The following is a 21,305-nucleotide window of genomic DNA, read 5'->3' on the forward strand; positions in this document are numbered from 1 at the left end:
CGTAACCATACCTGCTTCTTGTAGGTACTCTCCTGTACTTGTAATAACTGTATTATTTACTTTGTGATAGTCACTTAATTCACTATGGCTATGACCATCGATGATAAGGTTGATACCATCTACTTTTGCAGCTACTTCATAACTTACATTATTACCACTTGCCTCATCGATTCCTAAATGCGCTAAGCAGATAACAACGTCAACATCCTCTTTATTCTTCAACTTATTAACTACTGATTTTGCAGTTTTTACTGGATCAGCGAATGTTAACGCTTTAACATTATTAGGATTTGTCTTGTAAGCAGTTTCTGGTGTTGACAAGCCAAACACACCTATTTTTACATCATTCACTTTATATGTTATGTACTCTTTATATCCCGATGCAATCTTTCCTGTTTTCTTATTCAACACGTTTGCACCTAATAACTTTACTCCCGCAGTTTTAGCAAGTTTCGTTGTCTTTGAAGAACCATAGTTAAAATCATGATTTCCAGCAACCATTGCATTGTAACCAACTGCTTTTAGTACTTTGGCAATACTTTTTCCTTCTTCAAGGGTTGCAAAAGATTGTCCATGGAACGTATCTCCAGCATCAAAAACCAATATTTTATCAGCATCTGATCTGTTCATATTGATTAATGTTTTAAACTTTGCATATCCAAAGCGCGATAACGTTCCGTCACTGTTCGTTGCTTCATTGTAACGAGAGTGCACATCATTGGTGTGAAAGATTTTAATAATGGTATCCTGAGTCTTTTTCTCCGTTTCGTTCGCTATTACAGTGCTTGGTAATAAGGTAAAAACCATAATTACACTTAACAACATAGCGAGTAATTTCTTTGAAAGTTTTTTCATTGTAGTTACTACCTCCCTATTATTTGAATTATAGTATTACATTAGTATTATATCTTGCTTACTTTTATAACACAACCCTATACACTATAATTTTACATTGTTAAGTTAATGTAATAAAATAATTGTTTTACTAAAAAACTGCTATGAGTAAGCAAATTAAATCTTACCTACTCATAGCAGTTCTATAAATATTATATTAATACATTATTTCAAGGAGTTTATATCAATTTTTCCCTTTTCTTCTGCTTATATAGCTTAACATGATTGTAAATCAATAGAAATGCTGCAACAATTGCTACTGTAATAGATAGTATCTCAGAAACAGCGATATTCGTTCCCCATAATAGCAATTGATCTGTACGTAAGGACTCAATCCATGCACGGCCAATTCCATATCCAAGTACATATAGCAATAGCAGTTCTCCGTTAAATTTCTTATGCTTAGTATACAATAATATAATAATCAGCAAAGCTAAGTTCCACAAAGATTCGTACAAGAAAGTAGGATGAACTTGAATATATTCTACTCCATCAATTACAACTAGGTGATTCATCAGTTCTGAAGTAATATTTGAAGCTGCTACTTCAGATTTTTTAATCTGCATAGCCAAAATTCCATCACTATAGCCACCAAAGGCTTCTCTATTAAAGAAATTTCCCCATCTACCAATGATTTGTCCTATTAAAAGACCAACACAACAGGTATCAACAAATAATGCAAAAGAAACTTTCTTAACTTTAGTAAAGACTAAAGCAGTAAGAACACCAGCTATAATTCCTCCGTAGATTGCTAACCCACCACCACGTAGATTAAACACACTCCACAGATTATCTTTGTATTCATCAAAAGAAAATATTACATAATAGATTCTAGCTCCGATGATAGAAATTATAATAGCATATAACGCAAAATCAAGGTACAATTCCTTACTTTGTCCAGTTCTCTTAGCTTGCCACTCTACTAACAAATAGCCCGCTAACATTCCTAATGCAATTATAATTCCATAATATGCAATCTGTATACCAAATAGGTTAATCCCAGTACCTAAGTGTTCTATCTCTATTCCAAGCTCAGGAAACCGTATACTTGCATCTAATAACATAGTGCATCTCCTTCTATTGTATTATTCTATACATTGAAACGGAATAATACTACATCTCCATCTTGTACCACATATTCTTTTCCTTCAGAACGTACAAGACCTTTTTCTTTCGCCGCATTATAACTTCCGCAAGCTACAAGATTATCATAACTAACAACTTCTGCACGAATAAATCCTCTTTCAAAGTCTGTATGAATCTTACCAGCAGCCCCTGGCGCTTTCGTTCCTTTTGTAATGGTCCAAGCTCTTGTTTCTTGCTCTCCGGCTGTAATATAACTGATTAAACCTAAAATCGCATAACTTGCGTGAATTAACTTCTCAAGTCCTGACTCTTTTAATCCTAAATCTTCTAAGAATTCTTTCTTTTCATCATCGTCTAGTTCAGCAATTTCTTGTTCGATTTGTGCACAGATCACGAATACTTCTGAATTTTCACCCTTAGCAAATTCTCTAACTCTAGCTACCATTTCATTATTCTGACCATCTGAGGCAAGATCATCTTCATTAACATTTGCAGCATAGATAACTGGTTTATATGTTAACAAGTTATAGGATTTGATCCATTCTAATTCTTCTTCATCATCTGTTTCGAAACCTTTTGCAAGTTTTCCTTCTTCAAGGAATTCTTTTAATCGTTTGATTAGTTCTACTTCTTTTGCAAGTGTTTTGTCATTCTTAGCTCCTTTAGAAGCTCTTGCAAATCTTCTATCAAGTACTTCGATATCAGAGAAAATTAATTCAAGATTAATCGTCTCGATATCGCGTAGAGGATCAACACTGCCATCAACGTGAATTACATTGCTGTCTTCAAAACAACGAACAACATGTACAATTGCATCTACTTCACGAATGTTAGATAAGAATTGGTTTCCTAAACCTTCTCCTTTAGAAGCGCCTTTTACAAGCCCTGCAATATCAACAAATTCAACAACTGCTGGAAGAATCTTTTGAGAATTATACATATTAGAAAGAACATTAAGTCTCTCATCTGGTACAGGTACAATACCTACGTTAGGATCGATTGTACAGAATGGATAATTCGCTGATTCTGCTCCAGCTTTTGTTAATGAGTTAAATAATGTACTCTTTCCTACGTTTGGTAAACCTACAATTCCTAATTTCATTTGTGTCTCCTTTTCTATCTCTCAAACTTTTTAATCCCTTGATTCAATAACAATAAGGATTCCTTGATCTATTTTAATAATTCCTTCTTCTTCAAGAAGTTCATTACTTATCCCTAGACTGTTTCCCTTTGTCATTTTAGCATTGTGTAAGGGATATTTAAACCCTATTAATGTAACTCCCGTTACCAAATCTGTATAAGGAATAAGTGATACATATTTTCCACGTACCTTATCCATATACAAATGTGTATCTGCATCTATTACATAGATTTGATTATGAGAATCCACAATCTTTGCTTCTATATGATGATTTAAGAATATCAATAACAGATTCATATTCGCAACCACATGATCAAGTCTTGTCCCAGTTGCGCCTAGTATTGTTACCGAAGTTGCACCTGCTTCAATCGCTGTAACTATAGCCAAATGCGTATCAGTATAATCTTTTTCTGGCGGAAACTCTTTTAATTCGAATAAAGAATTCTCGTCCGCTAATTGACTTTTTACTTCTTGTAGTATAGATGGATTTAAAGAATCAAAATCTCCTAGAATATAATTAACCGGAATATTCAATGCCTTGGCTGCCTCTACACCTCGATCAGCTGCAATTACCATATCAAAACTCTCTTCTTCTAGATACGATTTTGCAAAATCTTGTTCAATGAATCCTCCAGTAATTATTAATGTTCTCATCTTTGCACCTACTTTACTGCTCTATTTCATCTTCTCATTAAACATCTTTACGTTGTTTGCCTTATCACCAGAGAATACTGCTGTACCAGCAACAATGATATTGGCCCCTGCTTTAATAATATCTTCTACGTTATCAAGGTTTACTCCACCGTCAACTTCAATATCGATATCTAAACCTTTATCACAAATCATTTGACGGAGCTTCTTTATCTTATTTAAAGAAAATGGAATGAATTTCTGTCCACCAAATCCAGGGTTTACACTCATAATCAACACCATATCAAGTTCATCCAGAACATATTCAAGAACCTCTACCGGCGTGGCTGGATTTAATGATACGCAAGCTTTTTTCCCACATTCTTTAATCTTTTGAATTGTTCTATGAAGATGTCTACACGCTTCATAATGAACCGTTATAATATCTGCTCCAGCATCTGCAAAAGCTTGAATATAGCGATCCGGGTCTTCAATCATTAAATGCACGTCAAAAACACGATTCGTTTTATTACGTAAGGATTGAATAACTGGAATACCAAACGAGATACTTGGTACAAACATTCCATCCATAACATCAATGTGAATATATTCAGCACCTGCTAAATCAATTTCTTTTACTTCTTCGCCTAATTTAGAAAAATCCGCCGCAAGAATCGATGGAGATAATTTGTTCATATAAATAACCATGCCTTTCTAAAACCTACTAACTTTGTGACGAAGGCACAAAGTTGCGTGTGAAAAATTATTTTTCACACTAGACTAGTATTTCTTCTTATCTTTTAACTCATTGTATAATAATAGATAGTTTTCATATCTGGTTTTGCTTATTTTACCTTCTTCTAGAGCTTGTTTTACTCCACACTGTGGTTCACTAATATGAGCGCAACCTTGGAATCTACAAAACTCTTCATAAGGAAGGAACTCTGGAAAATACGATTTCAATTCTTCTTTTTCAAAATTGTCAATATATAAAGAACTAAATCCAGGTGTATCAAATATGAAAGAATCATCATCAAGAGCAAACAATTCAGAATGTCTTGTAGTATGCTTCCCTCTCTTAATTTTCTCGCTAATACTACCGACTTCCATCTCGGCAGTCGGAATTAAGAAATTAATAATAGAGGATTTACCAACACCAGAAGGTCCTGCTAATACTGTTGTTTTACCTTTGACGATATCTTTAATCTGTTGTAATCCGTCTCCTTGCAATGCACTCGTAAAGAAAACATGGTATCCACCTAATCGATATGTCTCTTCCAGAAGTCTTTGTTCTTTTTCAGTAACGATATCTTGTTTGTTAAAACATACATAGGTTTCTACGTCTTGCTTATTCATCATAATCAAGAAACGATCCAATAAATTCAAATTTGGATTCGGATTAGCTGCCGCAAATATCACAAGCGCTTGATCTACATTGGCAACAGCTGGCCGTATCAACTCATTTTGTCTCGGTAATATCGAAACGATATTACCGAGTTTCTTCTCTTCATCTAATTCTTCAATCTCTACGTTATCACCAACAAGTGGCTTTATCTTTTGATTACGAAAGATACCTTTCGCTTTACATTCATATACCCCTTTTGAGGGTACATGAATGTAATAAAAACCTGCTATACCTTTAATAATCTTTCCCTGCATTATTTAGCTACCTTCTTAAATGTTACACTTGTTTGACCAAATTCTTCGCCATCAAGATAGAATATTACTGTGGCATTACCTTCTTGCGTACCTTGTAGAGTCACTGTCTTAGGGAAGTCTGCTGAAGATAATGTGTGTTGATATGCATCCATTACAATTTCATCTGAATCATCATAATAGATATCAATAGAGATAAGACCATCTTCCATCTCATCAGCAAATGGACTTGTATCCATCGTTACAGTTGCAGTATAGGTATAAGTTACTTCTGCTGCTTTTGGTCCAAGGCTTACTGTAAAGTCAATAGTAGTACCTTCTGCTACTTCCGTATCAGCAGAATATGATTGTTCCATAACAACACCTTGTGCATATTCATCGGAGTAATTTGTACTTACTTTACCTTTTACAAGACCTTTTGATTTTAGTACATCTTCTGCTTGAGCTTGTGTATAATTACGTAAGTCAGGAACCTTAACATATTTTGTTTCTTTTCCTTTACTTATATATACAGTAATTGTATCACCCTTTTTCACATCAGAACCAGCTTTTGGTGAAGTACGAGTAACAAGATTTTCATCTACTGAATCACTATATTCATACTCATGTACAACTTTTAGCTCTTGGTCATTCTTTAAGATCGTATCTGCTTGGTCAACGGTCAATCCAGTAACATCACGTAGAGTATTCGTTTCTACACCAGTACTTACAGTAAGTACAACTACCGTGTTCTTATCAACTTCTTCATTGGCATCAATGCTTTGTGCAATAATATAGCCTTCTGGTACTACATCTGATGGTTTTTCTTCTTTTCTAGAACTTAATTCTGCACCTTTTAATAATTCATCTGCTTCTTCTAATGATTTACCAGTTACATCAGGTACAATTGTTTTCTTAGCATCTTCCTCTGTATCTTGCGTATCTTCTCCTGGTACTGTTTCTTCAATATTAGTATTATTATCTTTACCACCAGAACCAAATTTAAACAGTCCAAAACCTTTTCCGACTAAAACAATAATCACAATGCCAAGAACGATGGCTACTGTAATTGAACCTGCGATTATAAATTTTTCTAATTTTGGATCAACATCTTTATCATCATCTAAATCTTCTTCATCTGACTCATACACTTGGTTATCTTCATTGCTCTTAGCATAACCTTTATAATTATTTTGATCAGCATTATCACCATTATTATATCCTGACGCTTCTCTGATTTCTCCTACTTGTTCTGGTGTTAGATTAATTGTAGGAGAATCTGTAACACCAACTGGAGCCATCTTTACAAACTCGCCATTTGGATTTGCCAAGGAACGTTTTAAGTCTTGAATTAATTCAGAGGCACTTAAATAACGTCGTTCTGGCTTCTTCTGCATACATTTCTGTACAATTTTATCAAGACTTGATGGTATTGTTTGATCTAATTGCCTTAATGGCATAGCTTCCCCTTGAATATGAAGTAATGCAACGGACACTGCATTGTCACCTTCAAATGGTACTTTACCAATTAACATCTCATACAAAGTAACACCTAAAGAATAGATATCACTCTTTTCATCACTATAACCGCCTCTAGCTTGTTCTGGTGAAATATAATGTACCGATCCCATTGCATTAGAAGTAATTGTGTTAGAAGATGCCGCTTTAGCTATACCAAAGTCAGTTACTTTTACTTTTCCTTCCCTTGAAATGATTATGTTCTGAGGTTTAATATCTCTGTGAATAATATGATTTACATGTGCTGCTTCCATACCTTGAGCAATCTGAATTGCAATTCCAACAGCTTCTTTTATCTCAAGTTTTCCTTTTCTCTCGATAAAACTTTTTAGTGTAATGCCTTCAACCAATTCCATTACTATATAATGTAGATTTCCATCATCACCTACATCATATACATTTACAATATTAGGATGGGATAATCCTGCAGCGGACTGCGCTTCTCCTCGGAACTTTGCGACAAATGTTTGATCGTCACTATATTCAGCTTTTAAAACTTTTATTGCGACATAGCGATTTAAGCGATGGCATTTTGCTTTATAAACATCAGCCATGCCTCCAGTGCCGACTTTTTCAATTATTTCATATCTGTCGCTAATAAACATTCCTGGTCTTATCATTTTCTCACCTCTCTGTTATGGTTTTACAACTATTGCTGTTATATTATCTTTGCCGCCATACTCATTGGCTTTTTCAACTAAAGCTATGACCGCATTATTAACTCTTTCTTTTTTCGATGTAACAATCGCATACATTTCTGCATCATCAACCATATTGGATAATCCATCTGAACACATAAGTATAATATCTTCTTTCTTCAAGGCAACCTCAAAGAAATCAGGATTTGCCTCACCACTAGCACCTAATGCCCTAGTTATTATGTTCTTATTCGGGTGAAATCTCGCTTCATTTTTGTCAATTTCACCATTCTGGACCATCTCTTCTACTAGAGAATGGTCTCTGGTGATTTGCTTAATATCATCATGTATTATATACAAACGAGAATCTCCAATATTAGCTACATACAAAGTTTCGTCAACAATTGTCGATATAACAAACGTAGTTCCCATTCCTTCTAAACTTTGATTTTCTTTTGCTTCTTTTAAAAGAAGTGTGTTCGTTTCCTTAATCGCTTCTTCAAAAAGTCGAATAGGTGATGTTATCTTGCTGTTTCGTATATATTCAACAACATTCTCTACACTGAACCTAGATGCAAAATCCCCTGCTTTATGTCCTCCCATGCCGTCAGCAACTATAAATAAATTGGGAAGGCTGCCAATTTGATTCTGTTCACAAAAAACAAAGTCCTGATTCATCTTACGTTTTAGACCGATGTCGGTAATAGCAAATGATTCCATGGCGTTACCTCCTTATTAAGTAGTATGCTCATCCATATAACTCTTTCTGAGCTGTCCACAGGCTGCGTCAATATCTGAGCCCATTTCTCTTCTTATAGTAACATTAATTCTATTTTTTTCAAGTATATTTTTGAAATTTTGCACAAACTGCATCTTTGTTTGTTTAAAATCTCTTTCCTTAATAGGATTTACAGGAATTAGATTCACATGGCAGTTAAGTCCTCTTACAACATGGATTAATTCTTTTGCATTTTCTTCGCTATCGTTAACACCTCTACTAAACTGTATTCAAATGTAATACGTCTACCTGTCTTATTGTAATAGAACGTAACCGCATCAATAATCTCTTTGATTGAATATCGGTTAGCAATTGGCATGATTTCTCTACGTACCGCGTCATTTGGGGCATGCAAAGAAATTGCTAAAGTTATCTGCAACTCTTTATCTGCAAGATCTCTGATTCGATTAACAAGACCGCAAGTAGAAACAGTAATGTTTCTTTGGCTAATATTTAGCCCATTTTCGTCTGTGAGTAATTGTATCAGTTTCAAAACATTATCAAAGTTATCTAATGGCTCCCCTGTACCCATAAGTACAACATTGGAAACTCGTTCTCCAGATAACTTTTGAATTTTATAGATCTGATCTAACATTTCAGCAGGAGTCAAATTTCTCTCAAGTCCGCCGAGGGTAGATGCACAAAAACGGCATCCCATTCTACAACCTACCTGCGTAGATATACACACGGAATTTCCATGTTTGTATTTCATTAAAACACTCTCAATTACTCGGTTATCAGGAAGTTCAAATAGGAACTTACACGTCCCATCTGTAGCTGATTCCCTTTTATCCACTACATGCAACGAGGTTAACTCAAAATTCTCAGACAATTTATCTCTTAAATTCTTGGATAGATTAGTCATCTCATCAAAGCTATTAACTAATTTCACATGCATCCACTCATAGATTTGCTTTGCACGAAATGTTTTCTCTCCAAGTTCTTCCATGACTAATTTCACTTCTTCAAAGTTCATGGATTTTATATCACGCTTATCCATATTATGTTAACACCTCGCAATTCATTCATACCTATTCATTTTCAAATCTATAACTATAGATTTTCTATGACTATAAATTTTCAATAACTATAGATTTGTATTTTATTTTTTGACTAATCTTGCTAAGAAAAATCCATCTGTATTATAGATACCTGGTATAAAATTAATATATCCTTTATCTATAGTACTGTCTTTTCCTTCACGCTTTACAAATCTTTCAGGTAAATATTCTTCAAGAGATTCTAGTTTGAAATCATAATTCTCTATAAACCACTGTACATTATTAAGATTCTCTTCTTTATTCACCGTACAGGTACTATATACTAAAGTACCACCTTGCTTTACATACTTAGAAACTACATGTAGGATATCCCTTTGTAATTTAGCAAGATCCTCTTGTTTTTCTGGAGTAATATTATACTTAATATCATTTTTCTTACCGATTACTCCTAGACCAGAGCAAGGTAAATCAGCGATTACAACATCTGCTTTACCAATTAAACTTTCCTCTAATTCTAACGCATCTTGTACTCTAGGTTCTACATTTGTAAACCCTAATCGTTCAACATTTTGCTTAATTAAATCTACTTTATGCTGTGTTAAATCACAAGCAATTACTGTTCCTGTACCTTCCAGCATTTGAGCGACATGAAGACTCTTTCCTCCTGGAGCAGCACACACATCTATAACAAAGTCGTTCTTTTTGATTCCAGCTGCATGTGCTACCATCATAGAACTTTCATCTTGCACTTGGAATAAACCATCTGAAAATCCATATAATCTCTGAACTGAATCGTATTCTGAGATACGTAATGCTTCATCCACATAGGCTCCATCACCTACAAGAACTCCTTGATTCTTAAGACCTTTTCTTAATTCTTCTACTGTGGTTTTATTCGTATTGCAACGAATCGTAGTTTCTCTTTCTGATAAAGAAACTTGCAGCATCTTCTCTACTGTATCAAATGAAAATTCCTCTAACCAATTTCGAATAATCCATTCTGGCATCGAATAGACTACATTAAGATAAGAAATAGGCTGTGCTACTTTACTTGGATATTGAATATTTTCAATTTCCCTGCTAATAGTTCTAAGGACACCATTCACAAATCCTTTCAAGTTATGAAAGCCTTTTTTTGTTGCTAATTTAACAGATTCATTACATGCTGCACTTGCTGGTACTTGATCCATATATTTAATTTGATATACACCAAGTCGTAAAATATTACGAATCACTGGTTTCAACTTGTTTACTTTAACGCTTGAGTACTGATTAATAATGTAATCCATCTCAATCATTCTCTCAATTGTACCTTCTGTTAACCTTGATAGAAACGCTCTATCTTGTTTTGACAGATATTGATACTTTGATAAAGTCTGATTCAGCACTTTATTACTAAATTCACCATTCTGCGTAACTTCCATCATAATGGCAAGTGCTAGTTCTCTCAGATCCATTCCTTTAGTCACGATCTCTATTTCCTCCAAATAATATGATCAAACGAAGTAATTGTAATATAGATGCTGCCGCCGCTGCAACATAAGTAAGCGCTGCTGCACCAAGAACTTTCTTCGTCTGTGCTACTTCTCTATCAGCTAACATTCCATTGCTAGCAAGTATCTTAACTGCACGATTTGAAGCATTAAATTCTACAGGTAATGTTACTAATTGGAATAAAACCGCCGCACAGAATAACACAATACCTAATGTAATTAAAGGCTGCGACCAACTAAGCAAAACCCCAATTAATATAAGTGGCCAAGATAACGTTGCTCCAAAGTTTGCTACAGGAACAAGCGCTGTTCGAATCCTAAGTGGTGCATATTCTTTATGATGTTGAATTGCATGTCCACATTCATGTGCTGCAACACCAATAGCTGCTACTGAAGTATTAGCATACACACTATCAGACAAACGAAGCACCTTATTCTTAGGATCATAATGATCCGTTAATTGTCCACTAATTCTTTGAACAGATACATCATAGATACCAGCATTATGAAGAATTCTCTCAGCCGCCTGAGCACCAGTAAGACCTGACATACTTCTTACATTAGAATACTTAGCATATGTCGTCTTAACCTTAGCAGATGCCAGTAAACTAAGAACAACACCTATAATAATCAATATATAAGTCGGATCAAAATAAGGTCTATAACCATATAATAATGCCATAAAAAACTCCTTTCTAATATAACTATCTCACTATTAAAAACTTGTGTTCAACTACGAAATCCTCATGAATTCACTTCACATTATTGAAAACGTAGTATTAGCAAAACTCTCATAATCTATAACTGTTTCTTGGGTGACGTATTATAGCTAAGAAACGATAGCGAAACGCCTTTAGTACTTCTTAGTGTGTACTAAAAAGTCTAGGAAGGCGAGGCATGGAAGCCGAACCAGCCTGAGCTGAGGCAGGATGCCGAATCGAAGGCGTTTCCGTATCATTTAGATACCTATATTGTACACACTTAGAAGTACTTAGGTGTGTAGCGTGTTTCGTGTTATAGTACGTTAGCCAAGAAACTTTGTAAAACATATATTGAGTTTTGCGTTCTACACCCCAAGTTTTTCGCCTTTTTCAACTGTGAAGCCACGCAAGAAAGAACCAACCTCCATACGTTTTTTACCTTCTAGTTGAATTTCCTTAAAAGCTAATGTACCGTCCGCTGTTTTTACACAGATCGAATCCTTGGTTACATCAACAATTTCACCTAATTCACCGTCAAATTGTTTCTCTAAAACATCAGCTTTCCACACTTTCAAAGTCTTACCATTTAGAGACGTATAAGCACTTGGCCATGGATTTAATCCGCGAATTAAACGTTCTAATTCAACCGCTGATTTTGAAAAATCCATCTTACCTAATTCTTTAGTAAGTCTAATAGCATAATTTGATTTTGAATCATCTTGTTTTTCTCTAGTCACCGTCCCATTATCGAACAATTCTAGTGTCTCTACCAATAATTTTGCTCCGGCTACTGCTAATTTATCATGAAGACTACCGTATGTTTCATCACTTTCAAGAGGCACTTCAACTTTGCTAATCATATCCCCCGTATCAAGACCAGCATCCATTTGCATAATTGTAATACCGCTTACCGCTTCACCATCGATTACAGCCCATTGTATTGGTGCAGCGCCACGATATTTTGGTAATAAGGAACCATGCACATTCACACAACCAAACTTTGGCATATCCAATAAATTCTGAGGTAAGATTTGTCCGAAAGCTACAACAACACCTATGTCTGGTTGTAACTTACTTAACTCTTCGATTACACTTTCTTCTCTTACTCTAACTGGTTGATAAACTGGTATATCATGCTCTAAAGCCTTTTCTTTAACAGGCGTATATAAAACAGCTTTTCCTCTTCCTTTTGGTTTATCTGGTTGTGTCACTACTCCAACAACTTCATGCCCCGCTTTGATAATACTCTCTAACGTAGATACAGCGAAATCGGGAGTTCCCATAAAAAGAACTTTCATTCCCATTCCTCCTATTCTTCTTCTAAATCACTCGTATTGTATAGTTTACCTTCAACTTTTTCTACATATAAATGTCCATCTAAATGATCGATTTCATGGCAGAAAGCTCTAGCTAATAATCCTTCTCCTTCAAGAATTCTCTCATTCATATTACGATCTAAGGCTTTAACCTTAACATAGTTTGGTCTTGTAACAACACCAACCTTTCCTGGTACACTTAAACAACCTTCGTCACCTGTCTGTTCACCACTAACTTCGAGGATTTCTGGATTAATTAAAACGATTGGATCATCAGCTTCAGGAGAAACATCAATAACAACCAATCTCTTCAAAATCCCCACTTGAGGAGCTGCAAGACCAACTCCCTGTGCCTCATACATAGTTTCTATCATATCATCAATCAATTCTTGAGTACGGTCATTCATCTCTGTAATTACTTTTGCTTTCTTATTAAGTACCGCATCGCCCATAGTTCTAATATTTCTTATTGCCATATTATACATCCTTTCCCTATTTAAAATCTTATTGTAATTCCAGCATAAAAAATCCATTTCTCTTTAACTTTTACCAAAGACCTTATACACCAGAACTTATTAAACTGTTACATAAATCTTTATTAATTAAATACAAAACTCGTTGATCGTTTAGTTTAATTCATACTCCTCACTTTGATACTACGCTAAGAAGCAATAGCAAAACTAAGTAATTATTAATATATGTTAGATAACAAAAAAATGCAAGCCACCCAATCCATGATAGGACATCCGGTTAAGAGTGATTCCATATCTTTTGAATCTAGCACACTAAAATCACATAACTCCATAGCATGTTTCTGCATAGTATCAAAGTGAGAAGTATGTTAACAACTTCCGAGTTTCACAACTTCTTGCCAACTTAACAGCAAAACTCTCGAAATCTAACCTCATACTTCTAGACTTGAACATTACACTAAGAAACGATAGCAAAGTAACTATAGTTCTTCTTAGTATGTGTTAGATAACAAAGGAAGGCGAGGCATGGAAGCCGAGCCAACCCGAACCACGACAGGATGTCGTGTTGAGGGTGATTCCGTATCCTTTAAATGCACCTCCACACATACTTAGAAGAACTTAGTTACGCAGCGTGTTTCGTGTGTAATGTTCAAGACTAGAAGTATGTTAGACAACCTACCAGAGTTTTGCCTTCCCCTAATAGCTATTCATAGGATTAAAATCAAATTGAACACTACAACCTTTGAAGATGGCCGAGTAATCAATAAAGCCTTCCATGAAATTCTTCAAATTCTTTAAATATATATAATCCATATGTTTCATATAAAGAACATATCGGTATATATCATTTACTTTTGCTACATTCGCTTTAACAGGTCCAATGATTTCAAGTTCCTCTGTTTCAATACCTTCTTTATTCTCTTTTTCCTCCATCTGTGACTTCAATTGCATCTTGTAGTCAAGTACAGCTGCTTTGAATAAATCAGCTGCTTTAGCAACCGTTTCATCATTTTTAGAAGTCAAGAATGCTACCAGAATATTCGATACAGGAGGATATTTCATCATTGTTCGAAAAGCTATCTCCCTGTTATAAAATGCTTCATAATCATTTTCTGCAGCGGTAGTTACACTATAATGTTCTGGATTGTAAGTCTGAATAACCACTTCACCATTATCCTTACTTCTTCCAGCACGACCTGCTGCCTGCGTTAATAACTGAAATGTCTTTTCTGCTGCTCTATAATCGTTGGCATATAAAGACAAATCAGCAGCCAATATTCCAACTAAAGAGACATTACCAAAATCATGTCCCTTAACAATCATTTGTGTTCCTACTAGAATATCCGCTTCTCGATTTGCAAAAGCTGATAATATCTTCTCATGCCCTTCTTTTCCTGAGGTTGTATCCATATCCATTCTTAGAACTCTTGCAGAAGGAAACTCCTTTTTTACCATCTCTTCTACCTTTTGTGTTCCAGTTCCAAAGGTCGCTATATATGGTGATCCACAACTAGGACATTTATTAGGCATCACTTCTTCATAACCACAATAATGACAAACAAGTCTATGTTTATCTTTTCCATAGTGGTATGTTAAGGAAACATCACAGTGCGGACATTTCATTACATGTCCACAGCTTCTACAAGAAACAAACCCTGCAAAGCCTCTTCGATTTAAGAACAACATAATCTGTTCTTTTTTATTCAAACGATCCATAATAAGTTCTTTTAACTTTTCACTAAAGATCGATTTATTCTTCTTTTTCAATTCTTCCCTCAAATCAACTATATAGACACGAGGTAGTTTTGCTTTATTAATTCTTTCTTTTAATTCATATAATTTGTATTCACCGTCTTTTGCTCGCTTATAAGCTTCTAGAGACGGCGTCGCGGAACCAAGTACTACACTTGCACCAAGTAAGGAAGCCCTATATATGGCTACTTCCCTCGCATGATACTTGGGCGGCATCTCACTTTTGTAACTGCCTTCGTGTTCCTCATCTATAATAATTAATCCAAGTTTATCAAAAGGTGCAAACAATGCAGATCTCGGACCAATCATGATGTCGATATCTCCTTGTTTTGCACGCATATATTGATCGTATCGTTCACCCTTAGACAATCTTGAATTCATAATGGATATTCGATCACCAAATCTTCTATAGAACCGCATTACCGTTTGGTAGGTTAATGCAATTTCTGGTATTAGTAATATTACTTGCTTTCCTTGATCAAGAACATGCTGTATCATCTCCATATATACTTCTGTCTTACCACTACCTGTTATACCATGAAGAAGATACGTCTTTCTCATTCCATTATCATATTCCTTGCAAAAGTCATCAACAATAGCTTGTTGCTTTGGTGTTAATTCCAAAGGTTTTTGCAATTGTTGTCTGTTTTTAATTGGATTACGATAAATTGTCGTAGCTTCAACTTCAATAATATTCTGTTCCACAAACGCTTGTATCGTAGGTCTTGTAATACCAAATTTATTGATTGCTGTGTCATAATCAATTTCATTTTGTTCGCTTAACAATTCCATAAGACGAATTCTAGCTTTATAATTTTTTCGTCTTAATTCTTCTAATTTAGCGCTTACCTCTTCTTGTCCTAATAGCAAACGTATTGTTCGTTTTTCCACCATCTTAACTGTTTGCTTTACTGGTAGAACGACCTTAAGAGCATCATTCAAAGTAGCACCATAATTATCGCGGATCCAAGATGCCAACATAATCAAATGAGACTCCATCACGAGGGCGTTGTCTACAACCTCACTAATCTCTTTAATATAAGAAACATCTATACTTGGCGTTTGCGATAAAGAAATGATATATCCCTTGATAATACGATTTGCCTTACCAAATGGAAATTTAACCAAAGAACCCACAACCGCTTTTTCTTCAAGATGCTTTGGAACTGCATACTGATAGGTTTTATCTAAGTTCTCATGGGAAATATCCACTATGATGTCTGCATATATCATTTCTCTCACCACCTTTATCAACTTTGTGTTTTCTATTGTCTTAGCGCAGTAACAATCTCATCCGTATGCATACCTCTTGAACCTTTAACTAAGACCGCATCATTTGATTTAAGATTCCCTTTTAGATAGTCTATCGCATCTTGATTACTATCAAAAGAATGAGAAACGATATCCACTTTCGCATCTTCTACCGCTTTCACAATAGCTTTAGCTTCTTCGCCTATTGTTACTACTTCATCAATATTCTTACTTGCAATATATTCTCCAACACCATAATGGCAAGAATACGAATGTTCACCAAGTTCTAAAACATCTGCTAATACAGCAAATCTACGGCTAACATTTTCTAATTCAAGTAAAACATTAATACCACCACGCATGGAATCCGGACTAGCATTATAGGTATCATCAACTACTGTGATACCATTAACTTTCATGATTTCTCCACGCATTGCTAGTGGTAGGTAATCCTTTAAACCTTGTTTTGCAACCGATGTTGCAATTCCTAGCTTATTTGCAATTGCAATGGCAACCAGGGCATTATATATGTTATGTTCCCCAAGTACTTGTAATTCTATTTCATTTTCCTGGGATATTACCTCTTTTACTGTATTTTGTAGATAGAACTTTGTATGTCCATTACTTATGGTAACATCCGTAGCATAATACATGCAATCTTTTTCACAACCAAATGTGACAACATCAGCACGACATAAACTTGCATTCGTAGCATCACTTATATCAATTTTATCATATTTCTGTGTTTTTTCCTTGTCAGATAACTTAAGATATTCTGAATAAGGTAAAATATTCATTAACATATCATCTGTTCCATTCACAAAAAGACAGCTATCTACACCAAATTCATTTACAATATTCATCTTCTCTTTCCGAATATTTTCCCTAGATCCTAGCTGTCCAATATGAGAAACACCTATATTCGTTATAACTGCATGGGTAGGTTTCGCAATACGGGCTAATTTACTCATCTCACCAGACTCACTAATACCCATCTCAATCACTGCAACTTCGTGGGTATGTTCAATACGAAAGATAGTAAGAGGCAAACCAATCTGACTATTCATATTCCCCGCAGTTTTAAGAACACGATATTTTGTTTCAAGCGCAGCTGCAATCATTTCTTTCGTTGTAGTTTTACCCACACTACCTGTAATTCCGATTACAGGAATATCAAATTTACTGCGGTAATAGGCCGCTAAGTCTTGTAGTGCTTCCTTCGTGTCCTCTACCTGAATAATTGCTTGATTCTCTTTTACTAAAGATACATCAATCGTCTTGCTTGTAAAAATTGCTGTTCCACCAGCCTCAATTACTGAAGGAATGAAGGTGTGGGCATCTACACGTTCACCGATGATTGGAACGAACAAAGTACCTTCTTCTACTTCTTTTGAATTTGTGCTTACTCCATGAATCTGTAACTTATCACTACCACAAAGTAACTTTCCTTTTGTAGCCTCTACGATTTCTCCTATACTCAGTAATTCCATTCTTATAATCCTTTCCTCTTTTATTCAAGATTTCCCTGGCATTTTAGAATATCCGCAATGATTACTCTCTCATCCATGGGATATTTGACGCCTTTGATTTCTTGATAATCTTCATGACCTTTTCCTGCAAGTATTACAAAGTCTCCCTCTTTAGCATTTTCCATGCAATATTGAATTGCTTGCCTACGATCAGGAATCATAATATAACTACCTTTACCTTTTTCGATTCCAATTCTAATATCACTTATGATATCCATTGGCTCTTCATATCTTGGATTATCTGAAGTAATTACTGTCAAATCTGCCATATTAGAAGATATCTCTCCCATCTCATACCTTCTAAGTTTTGAACGATTACCTCCACAACCAAATAAACATACAATGCGTTTTGGATTATATTCACGTAACGTAGTTAGCAAACTCATCAAACTTAATGCATTATGGGCATAATCAATCATTAGAAGATAAGGTCCTGGTACTTTAACAATCTCCATACGACCTTTTACGCACACATGGTTAAGTGCATCTACAAGATTATCCATAGACACCGGAAGATATCTGCATAAGGCTATCGCTGTTAACGCGTTATATACATTGAACACTCCTGGTATTGGTAACTTAACATCAAGATTCACCTTCCCATTAGCGTGGAACTGTATTCCTAACTCATTCTCATTTTGATATCTTCGTATATCTGTTGCATACGTATCTACTTCCTGTGATAATCCATAATACTCTACTTCACATGTATGACCTTCCAACACTTGCATAACATATTGATCATCTTTGTTAACAATACCATATCTGCATTGTTTGAACAATTTACTCTTGCATCTTACGTATTCTTCCATATCTGTATGTTCTTTCGGACCAATGTGGTCTTCTTCCAGATTTGTAAATATTCCAAAATCAAAAATCATTGCTGCTGTACGTTCATACTTTAGCCCTTGTGAAGACACTTCCATAACTGCATATTTGCAACCTTCATCAACCATTTGGCGAAGATATTTTTGTAATGTATACGCTTCTGGGGTGGTATTATCCGAAGGGATGTGAACATCACCAATAATGGCCTCAATCGTTCCAATTAAGCCAGTTTTCAAACCAGCATATTGTAATACGGACCAAATCATGTATGTGGTTGTAGTTTTTCCTTTCGTACCCGTAACACCAATTGTGGTTAATTCCTTTGATGGGTATCCAAAATACGCTGCTGACATAGCTGCATATGCATACTTCGTATCCTCAACACGAATTATGGTAACATCATACTGCTCCATTCCTGTTATCTCTTGTTCTACAACTATAGCTGCTGCACCTTTTTTCCTTGCTTCCTCTGCAAATGTGTGTCCATCAACGGTTGCACCGTTAATACAAACGAAAGCGGTGCTCTTTAGTTCATTTCTCGAATTCATAGAAATATCTGTAATATCGATATCTACGAACCCCTGTACTACAGTATAAGAAACTTCTTGTAACAAGGTTTGCAGTTTCATGTACTCACTCCCCATTATTAAATTCTAGTAGCTATGTCTTAGCATATAGCTATCTCATGGCAAATGTTCTGCTGTTTACATATTCCTCAATCACTTCACGTTCACTATAATGGTGTTTAACGCCTTTGATTTCTTGATACTCTTCATGTCCTTTGCCAATTAGGATAATAATATCACCTGGCTTTGCATGGTCGAGTACATAGTGAATGGCTTCTGTACGATCTTCAATTTCGATATACTTACCATTACTTCTAGCAAGTCCGACTTTAATATCTTCATTGATATCTGCTACCTCTTCATCTCTTGGATTATCACATGTTAAAATTGATAAATCCGCCATTTTTCCACATAATTCTCCCATATCATATCGACGTAATTTTGAACGATTTCCGCCACAACCATAAACGCATATTATCCTCTTTGGATTATATTCTGAAACAGTCGATAATAGACTCTCTACACTTACTGCATTATGTGCATAATCAATCATAACAATGAATTCATCAGATACTTTAACAATTTCTGCACGACCTCGAACAGTAATATTAGCTAGAGCATCTAACATAACCTCTTTCGATAAGCCAATATTAACGCCAACCATCAAAGCAACCATGGAATTATATGAACTAAATCTTCCAGGAATATTGGTTTCTACATGAGCATCCAATTTACCTTCTACATCAAATGTAATACCAAGATGTCCATGCATCATTAAAAAGTCGATATTTGATGCACGCAAATCACAACCTTCACTAAATCCAAAAGTCTGCACTTCACAAGTATGTCCTGCAAGGACACCTACATAATTCGCATCATCTTTATTGATAATACCAACTTTGCATTGCTTGAATAATAAGCTTTTACAATATAGATACTCTTCCATACTTGCATGTTCCGTAGGTCCGATATGATCCGCTGAGAAGTTTGTGAAGACACCATAATCGAATTCAATACCCGCAACACGGTCCATCTTTAAGCCTTGCGAAGATACTTCCATAACTACATACTCGCATCCTGCTTCAACCATCTTGCTAAATAGTGAATGTAATTCATAAGATTCAGGAGTTGTATTTTCCGTCTTTACTTTTTCTCCATTGATAACTGCGCCAATGGTACCAATAACCCCAACTTTCTTTCCTGCTTCTTCAAGCATCTTTTGAATCATGTAAGTTGTAGTCGTTTTGCCTTTCGTACCCGTTAACCCAATCGTTACCATCTTCTTAGCTGGATAATCAAAGAGAGCAGCAGACATAAGTGCAAGGGCCTTTCTTGTGCTATCAACTTTAATAACCGTTACATCCGCTTCAACATCAACTGTCTTTTCAACAACTATTACGCTAGCTCCTTTTGCTATAACATCAGGAATAAATCCATGCGCATCTACTGCCGTTCCACTAATACAAAGAAATGCTACCCCTTCTTTAACTTTTCTTGAATCAATGATAAAATCGGTAACTGACACATCAAGATTACCTTTTAATAATTGATAGTCAACTTGTTCTAGTAAATTACGTAATTGCATAATACATCACCTTTCTCATTCATTACTATTTACGCACAAATATCCCCTCTTCTTCTCCATGTGATTCCATCATATCAAAGAATAGGGGATAAGCATTATCTTTATTCTTCCGTAACAATGTGCCCAACTTCAATATCGGACTCAAACATCGTATGAGATGGCCCAATCATGAATACATGATTTGTCTCTTCATCCCACTCTACCGCTAACGGACCGCCGATTTGCTCAACAGTAACTTTACGGTCACATCTTCCTGTTAAAACAGCAGCTACTACAGCTGTACAACAACCAGTTCCACAACCAATCGTTTCACCAGTTCCTCTTTCCCATTCACGCATCTTAATATAGTCTCTACTAATAACTTGCGCAAAAGTTACATTTGTCTTATTAGGGAATAACTCTGTTTTATACTCAAAAGCTTTTCCATATCAATGTACATCAAAAGATGCCACATCATCTATAACCGATACACTATGAGGATTTCAGCACG

The 21,305-nt window shown here is 35.3% G+C and carries 16 protein-coding genes and 2 pseudogenes; all 18 read right to left on the minus strand.

From position 1 onward, the window contains the following. On the minus strand, positions 1–855 hold an 855-nt coding region (locus ACW2QF_RS08530; protein WP_455715578.1), incomplete at its 3' end, for a bifunctional metallophosphatase/5'-nucleotidase. 218 nt (positions 856–1,073) lie between these two features. Beyond that, the gene (gene lgt / locus ACW2QF_RS08535; protein ID WP_455715579.1) at positions 1,074–1,958 is read right to left on the minus strand and encodes a prolipoprotein diacylglyceryl transferase; all 885 of its coding nucleotides are present in this window, start codon (positions 1,956–1,958) and stop codon (positions 1,074–1,076) included. Positions 1,959–1,984: 26 nt separating this feature from the next. Beyond that, positions 1,985–3,082 (minus strand): redox-regulated ATPase YchF, encoded by a 1,098-nt coding sequence (ychF, locus tag ACW2QF_RS08540; RefSeq protein WP_455715580.1) that lies wholly within the window; start codon positions 3,080–3,082, stop codon positions 1,985–1,987. 30 nt (positions 3,083–3,112) lie between these two features. Beyond that, positions 3,113–3,775 carry a thiamine diphosphokinase gene (locus ACW2QF_RS08545; protein WP_455715581.1) on the minus strand — a complete coding sequence of 221 codons (663 nt, stop codon included), beginning with the start codon at positions 3,773–3,775 and terminating at the stop codon, positions 3,113–3,115. 21 nt (positions 3,776–3,796) lie between these two features. Continuing rightward, positions 3,797–4,459, minus strand: coding sequence for a ribulose-phosphate 3-epimerase (gene rpe, locus ACW2QF_RS08550; protein ID WP_455715582.1), 663 nt, complete (start codon positions 4,457–4,459; stop codon positions 3,797–3,799). A gap of 72 nt (positions 4,460–4,531) precedes the next feature. Then, the gene (gene rsgA, locus ACW2QF_RS08555; protein WP_455715583.1) at positions 4,532–5,410 is read right to left on the minus strand and encodes a ribosome small subunit-dependent GTPase A; all 879 of its coding nucleotides are present in this window, start codon (positions 5,408–5,410) and stop codon (positions 4,532–4,534) included. Next, on the minus strand, positions 5,410–7,524 hold the full coding sequence (gene pknB / locus ACW2QF_RS08560) for a Stk1 family PASTA domain-containing Ser/Thr kinase (RefSeq protein WP_455715584.1): 2,115 nt from the start codon (positions 7,522–7,524) through the stop codon (positions 5,410–5,412). The genes rsgA and pknB overlap by 1 nt, the downstream gene beginning before the upstream one ends. A 15-nt stretch (positions 7,525–7,539) precedes the next feature. Continuing rightward, positions 7,540–8,262, minus strand: a complete 723-nt coding sequence (locus tag ACW2QF_RS08565; protein ID WP_455715585.1) for a Stp1/IreP family PP2C-type Ser/Thr phosphatase — start codon at positions 8,260–8,262, stop codon at positions 7,540–7,542. 15 nt (positions 8,263–8,277) lie between these two features. Then, a pseudogene (rlmN, locus tag ACW2QF_RS08570) lies at positions 8,278–9,320 on the minus strand (23S rRNA (adenine(2503)-C(2))-methyltransferase RlmN). Positions 9,321–9,422: 102 nt separating this feature from the next. Next, on the minus strand, positions 9,423–10,790 hold the full coding sequence (gene rsmB, locus ACW2QF_RS08575) for a 16S rRNA (cytosine(967)-C(5))-methyltransferase RsmB (RefSeq protein WP_455715586.1): 1,368 nt from the start codon (positions 10,788–10,790) through the stop codon (positions 9,423–9,425). Beyond that, positions 10,783–11,496: a zinc metallopeptidase gene (locus ACW2QF_RS08580; RefSeq protein WP_455715587.1), complete on the minus strand. Its 714-nt coding sequence runs from the start codon at positions 11,494–11,496 to the stop codon at positions 10,783–10,785. Before ACW2QF_RS08580 ends, rsmB begins: the two co-directional genes overlap by 8 nt. A gap of 384 nt (positions 11,497–11,880) precedes the next feature. Next, on the minus strand, positions 11,881–12,813 hold the full coding sequence (gene fmt, locus ACW2QF_RS08585) for a methionyl-tRNA formyltransferase (RefSeq protein ID WP_455715588.1): 933 nt from the start codon (positions 12,811–12,813) through the stop codon (positions 11,881–11,883). 11 nt (positions 12,814–12,824) lie between these two features. After that, positions 12,825–13,307 (minus strand): peptide deformylase, encoded by a 483-nt coding sequence (gene def, locus ACW2QF_RS08590; protein ID WP_455715589.1) that lies wholly within the window; start codon positions 13,305–13,307, stop codon positions 12,825–12,827. 693 nt (positions 13,308–14,000) lie between these two features. Further along, the gene (gene priA / locus ACW2QF_RS08595; RefSeq protein ID WP_455715590.1) at positions 14,001–16,289 is read right to left on the minus strand and encodes a replication restart helicase PriA; all 2,289 of its coding nucleotides are present in this window, start codon (positions 16,287–16,289) and stop codon (positions 14,001–14,003) included. Between the two features lie 32 nt (positions 16,290–16,321). Next, entirely contained in the window at positions 16,322–17,797 is a 1,476-nt protein-coding gene (locus tag ACW2QF_RS08600; RefSeq protein ID WP_455715591.1) for a UDP-N-acetylmuramoyl-tripeptide--D-alanyl-D-alanine ligase, read from the minus strand. 20 nt (positions 17,798–17,817) lie between these two features. Further along, entirely contained in the window at positions 17,818–19,293 is a 1,476-nt protein-coding gene (locus ACW2QF_RS08605) for a UDP-N-acetylmuramoyl-L-alanyl-D-glutamate--2,6-diaminopimelate ligase (protein WP_455715592.1), read from the minus strand. 49 nt (positions 19,294–19,342) lie between these two features. Beyond that, entirely contained in the window at positions 19,343–20,815 is a 1,473-nt protein-coding gene (locus ACW2QF_RS08610) for a UDP-N-acetylmuramoyl-L-alanyl-D-glutamate--2,6-diaminopimelate ligase (RefSeq protein WP_455715593.1), read from the minus strand. Positions 20,816–20,916: 101 nt separating this feature from the next. After that, positions 20,917–21,207, minus strand: a pseudogene (locus ACW2QF_RS08615) (diaminopimelate epimerase); the annotation flags it as partial. Positions 21,208–21,305: the final 98 nt, after the last annotated feature.

Source organism: Anaerosporobacter sp., from assembly GCF_965301125.1.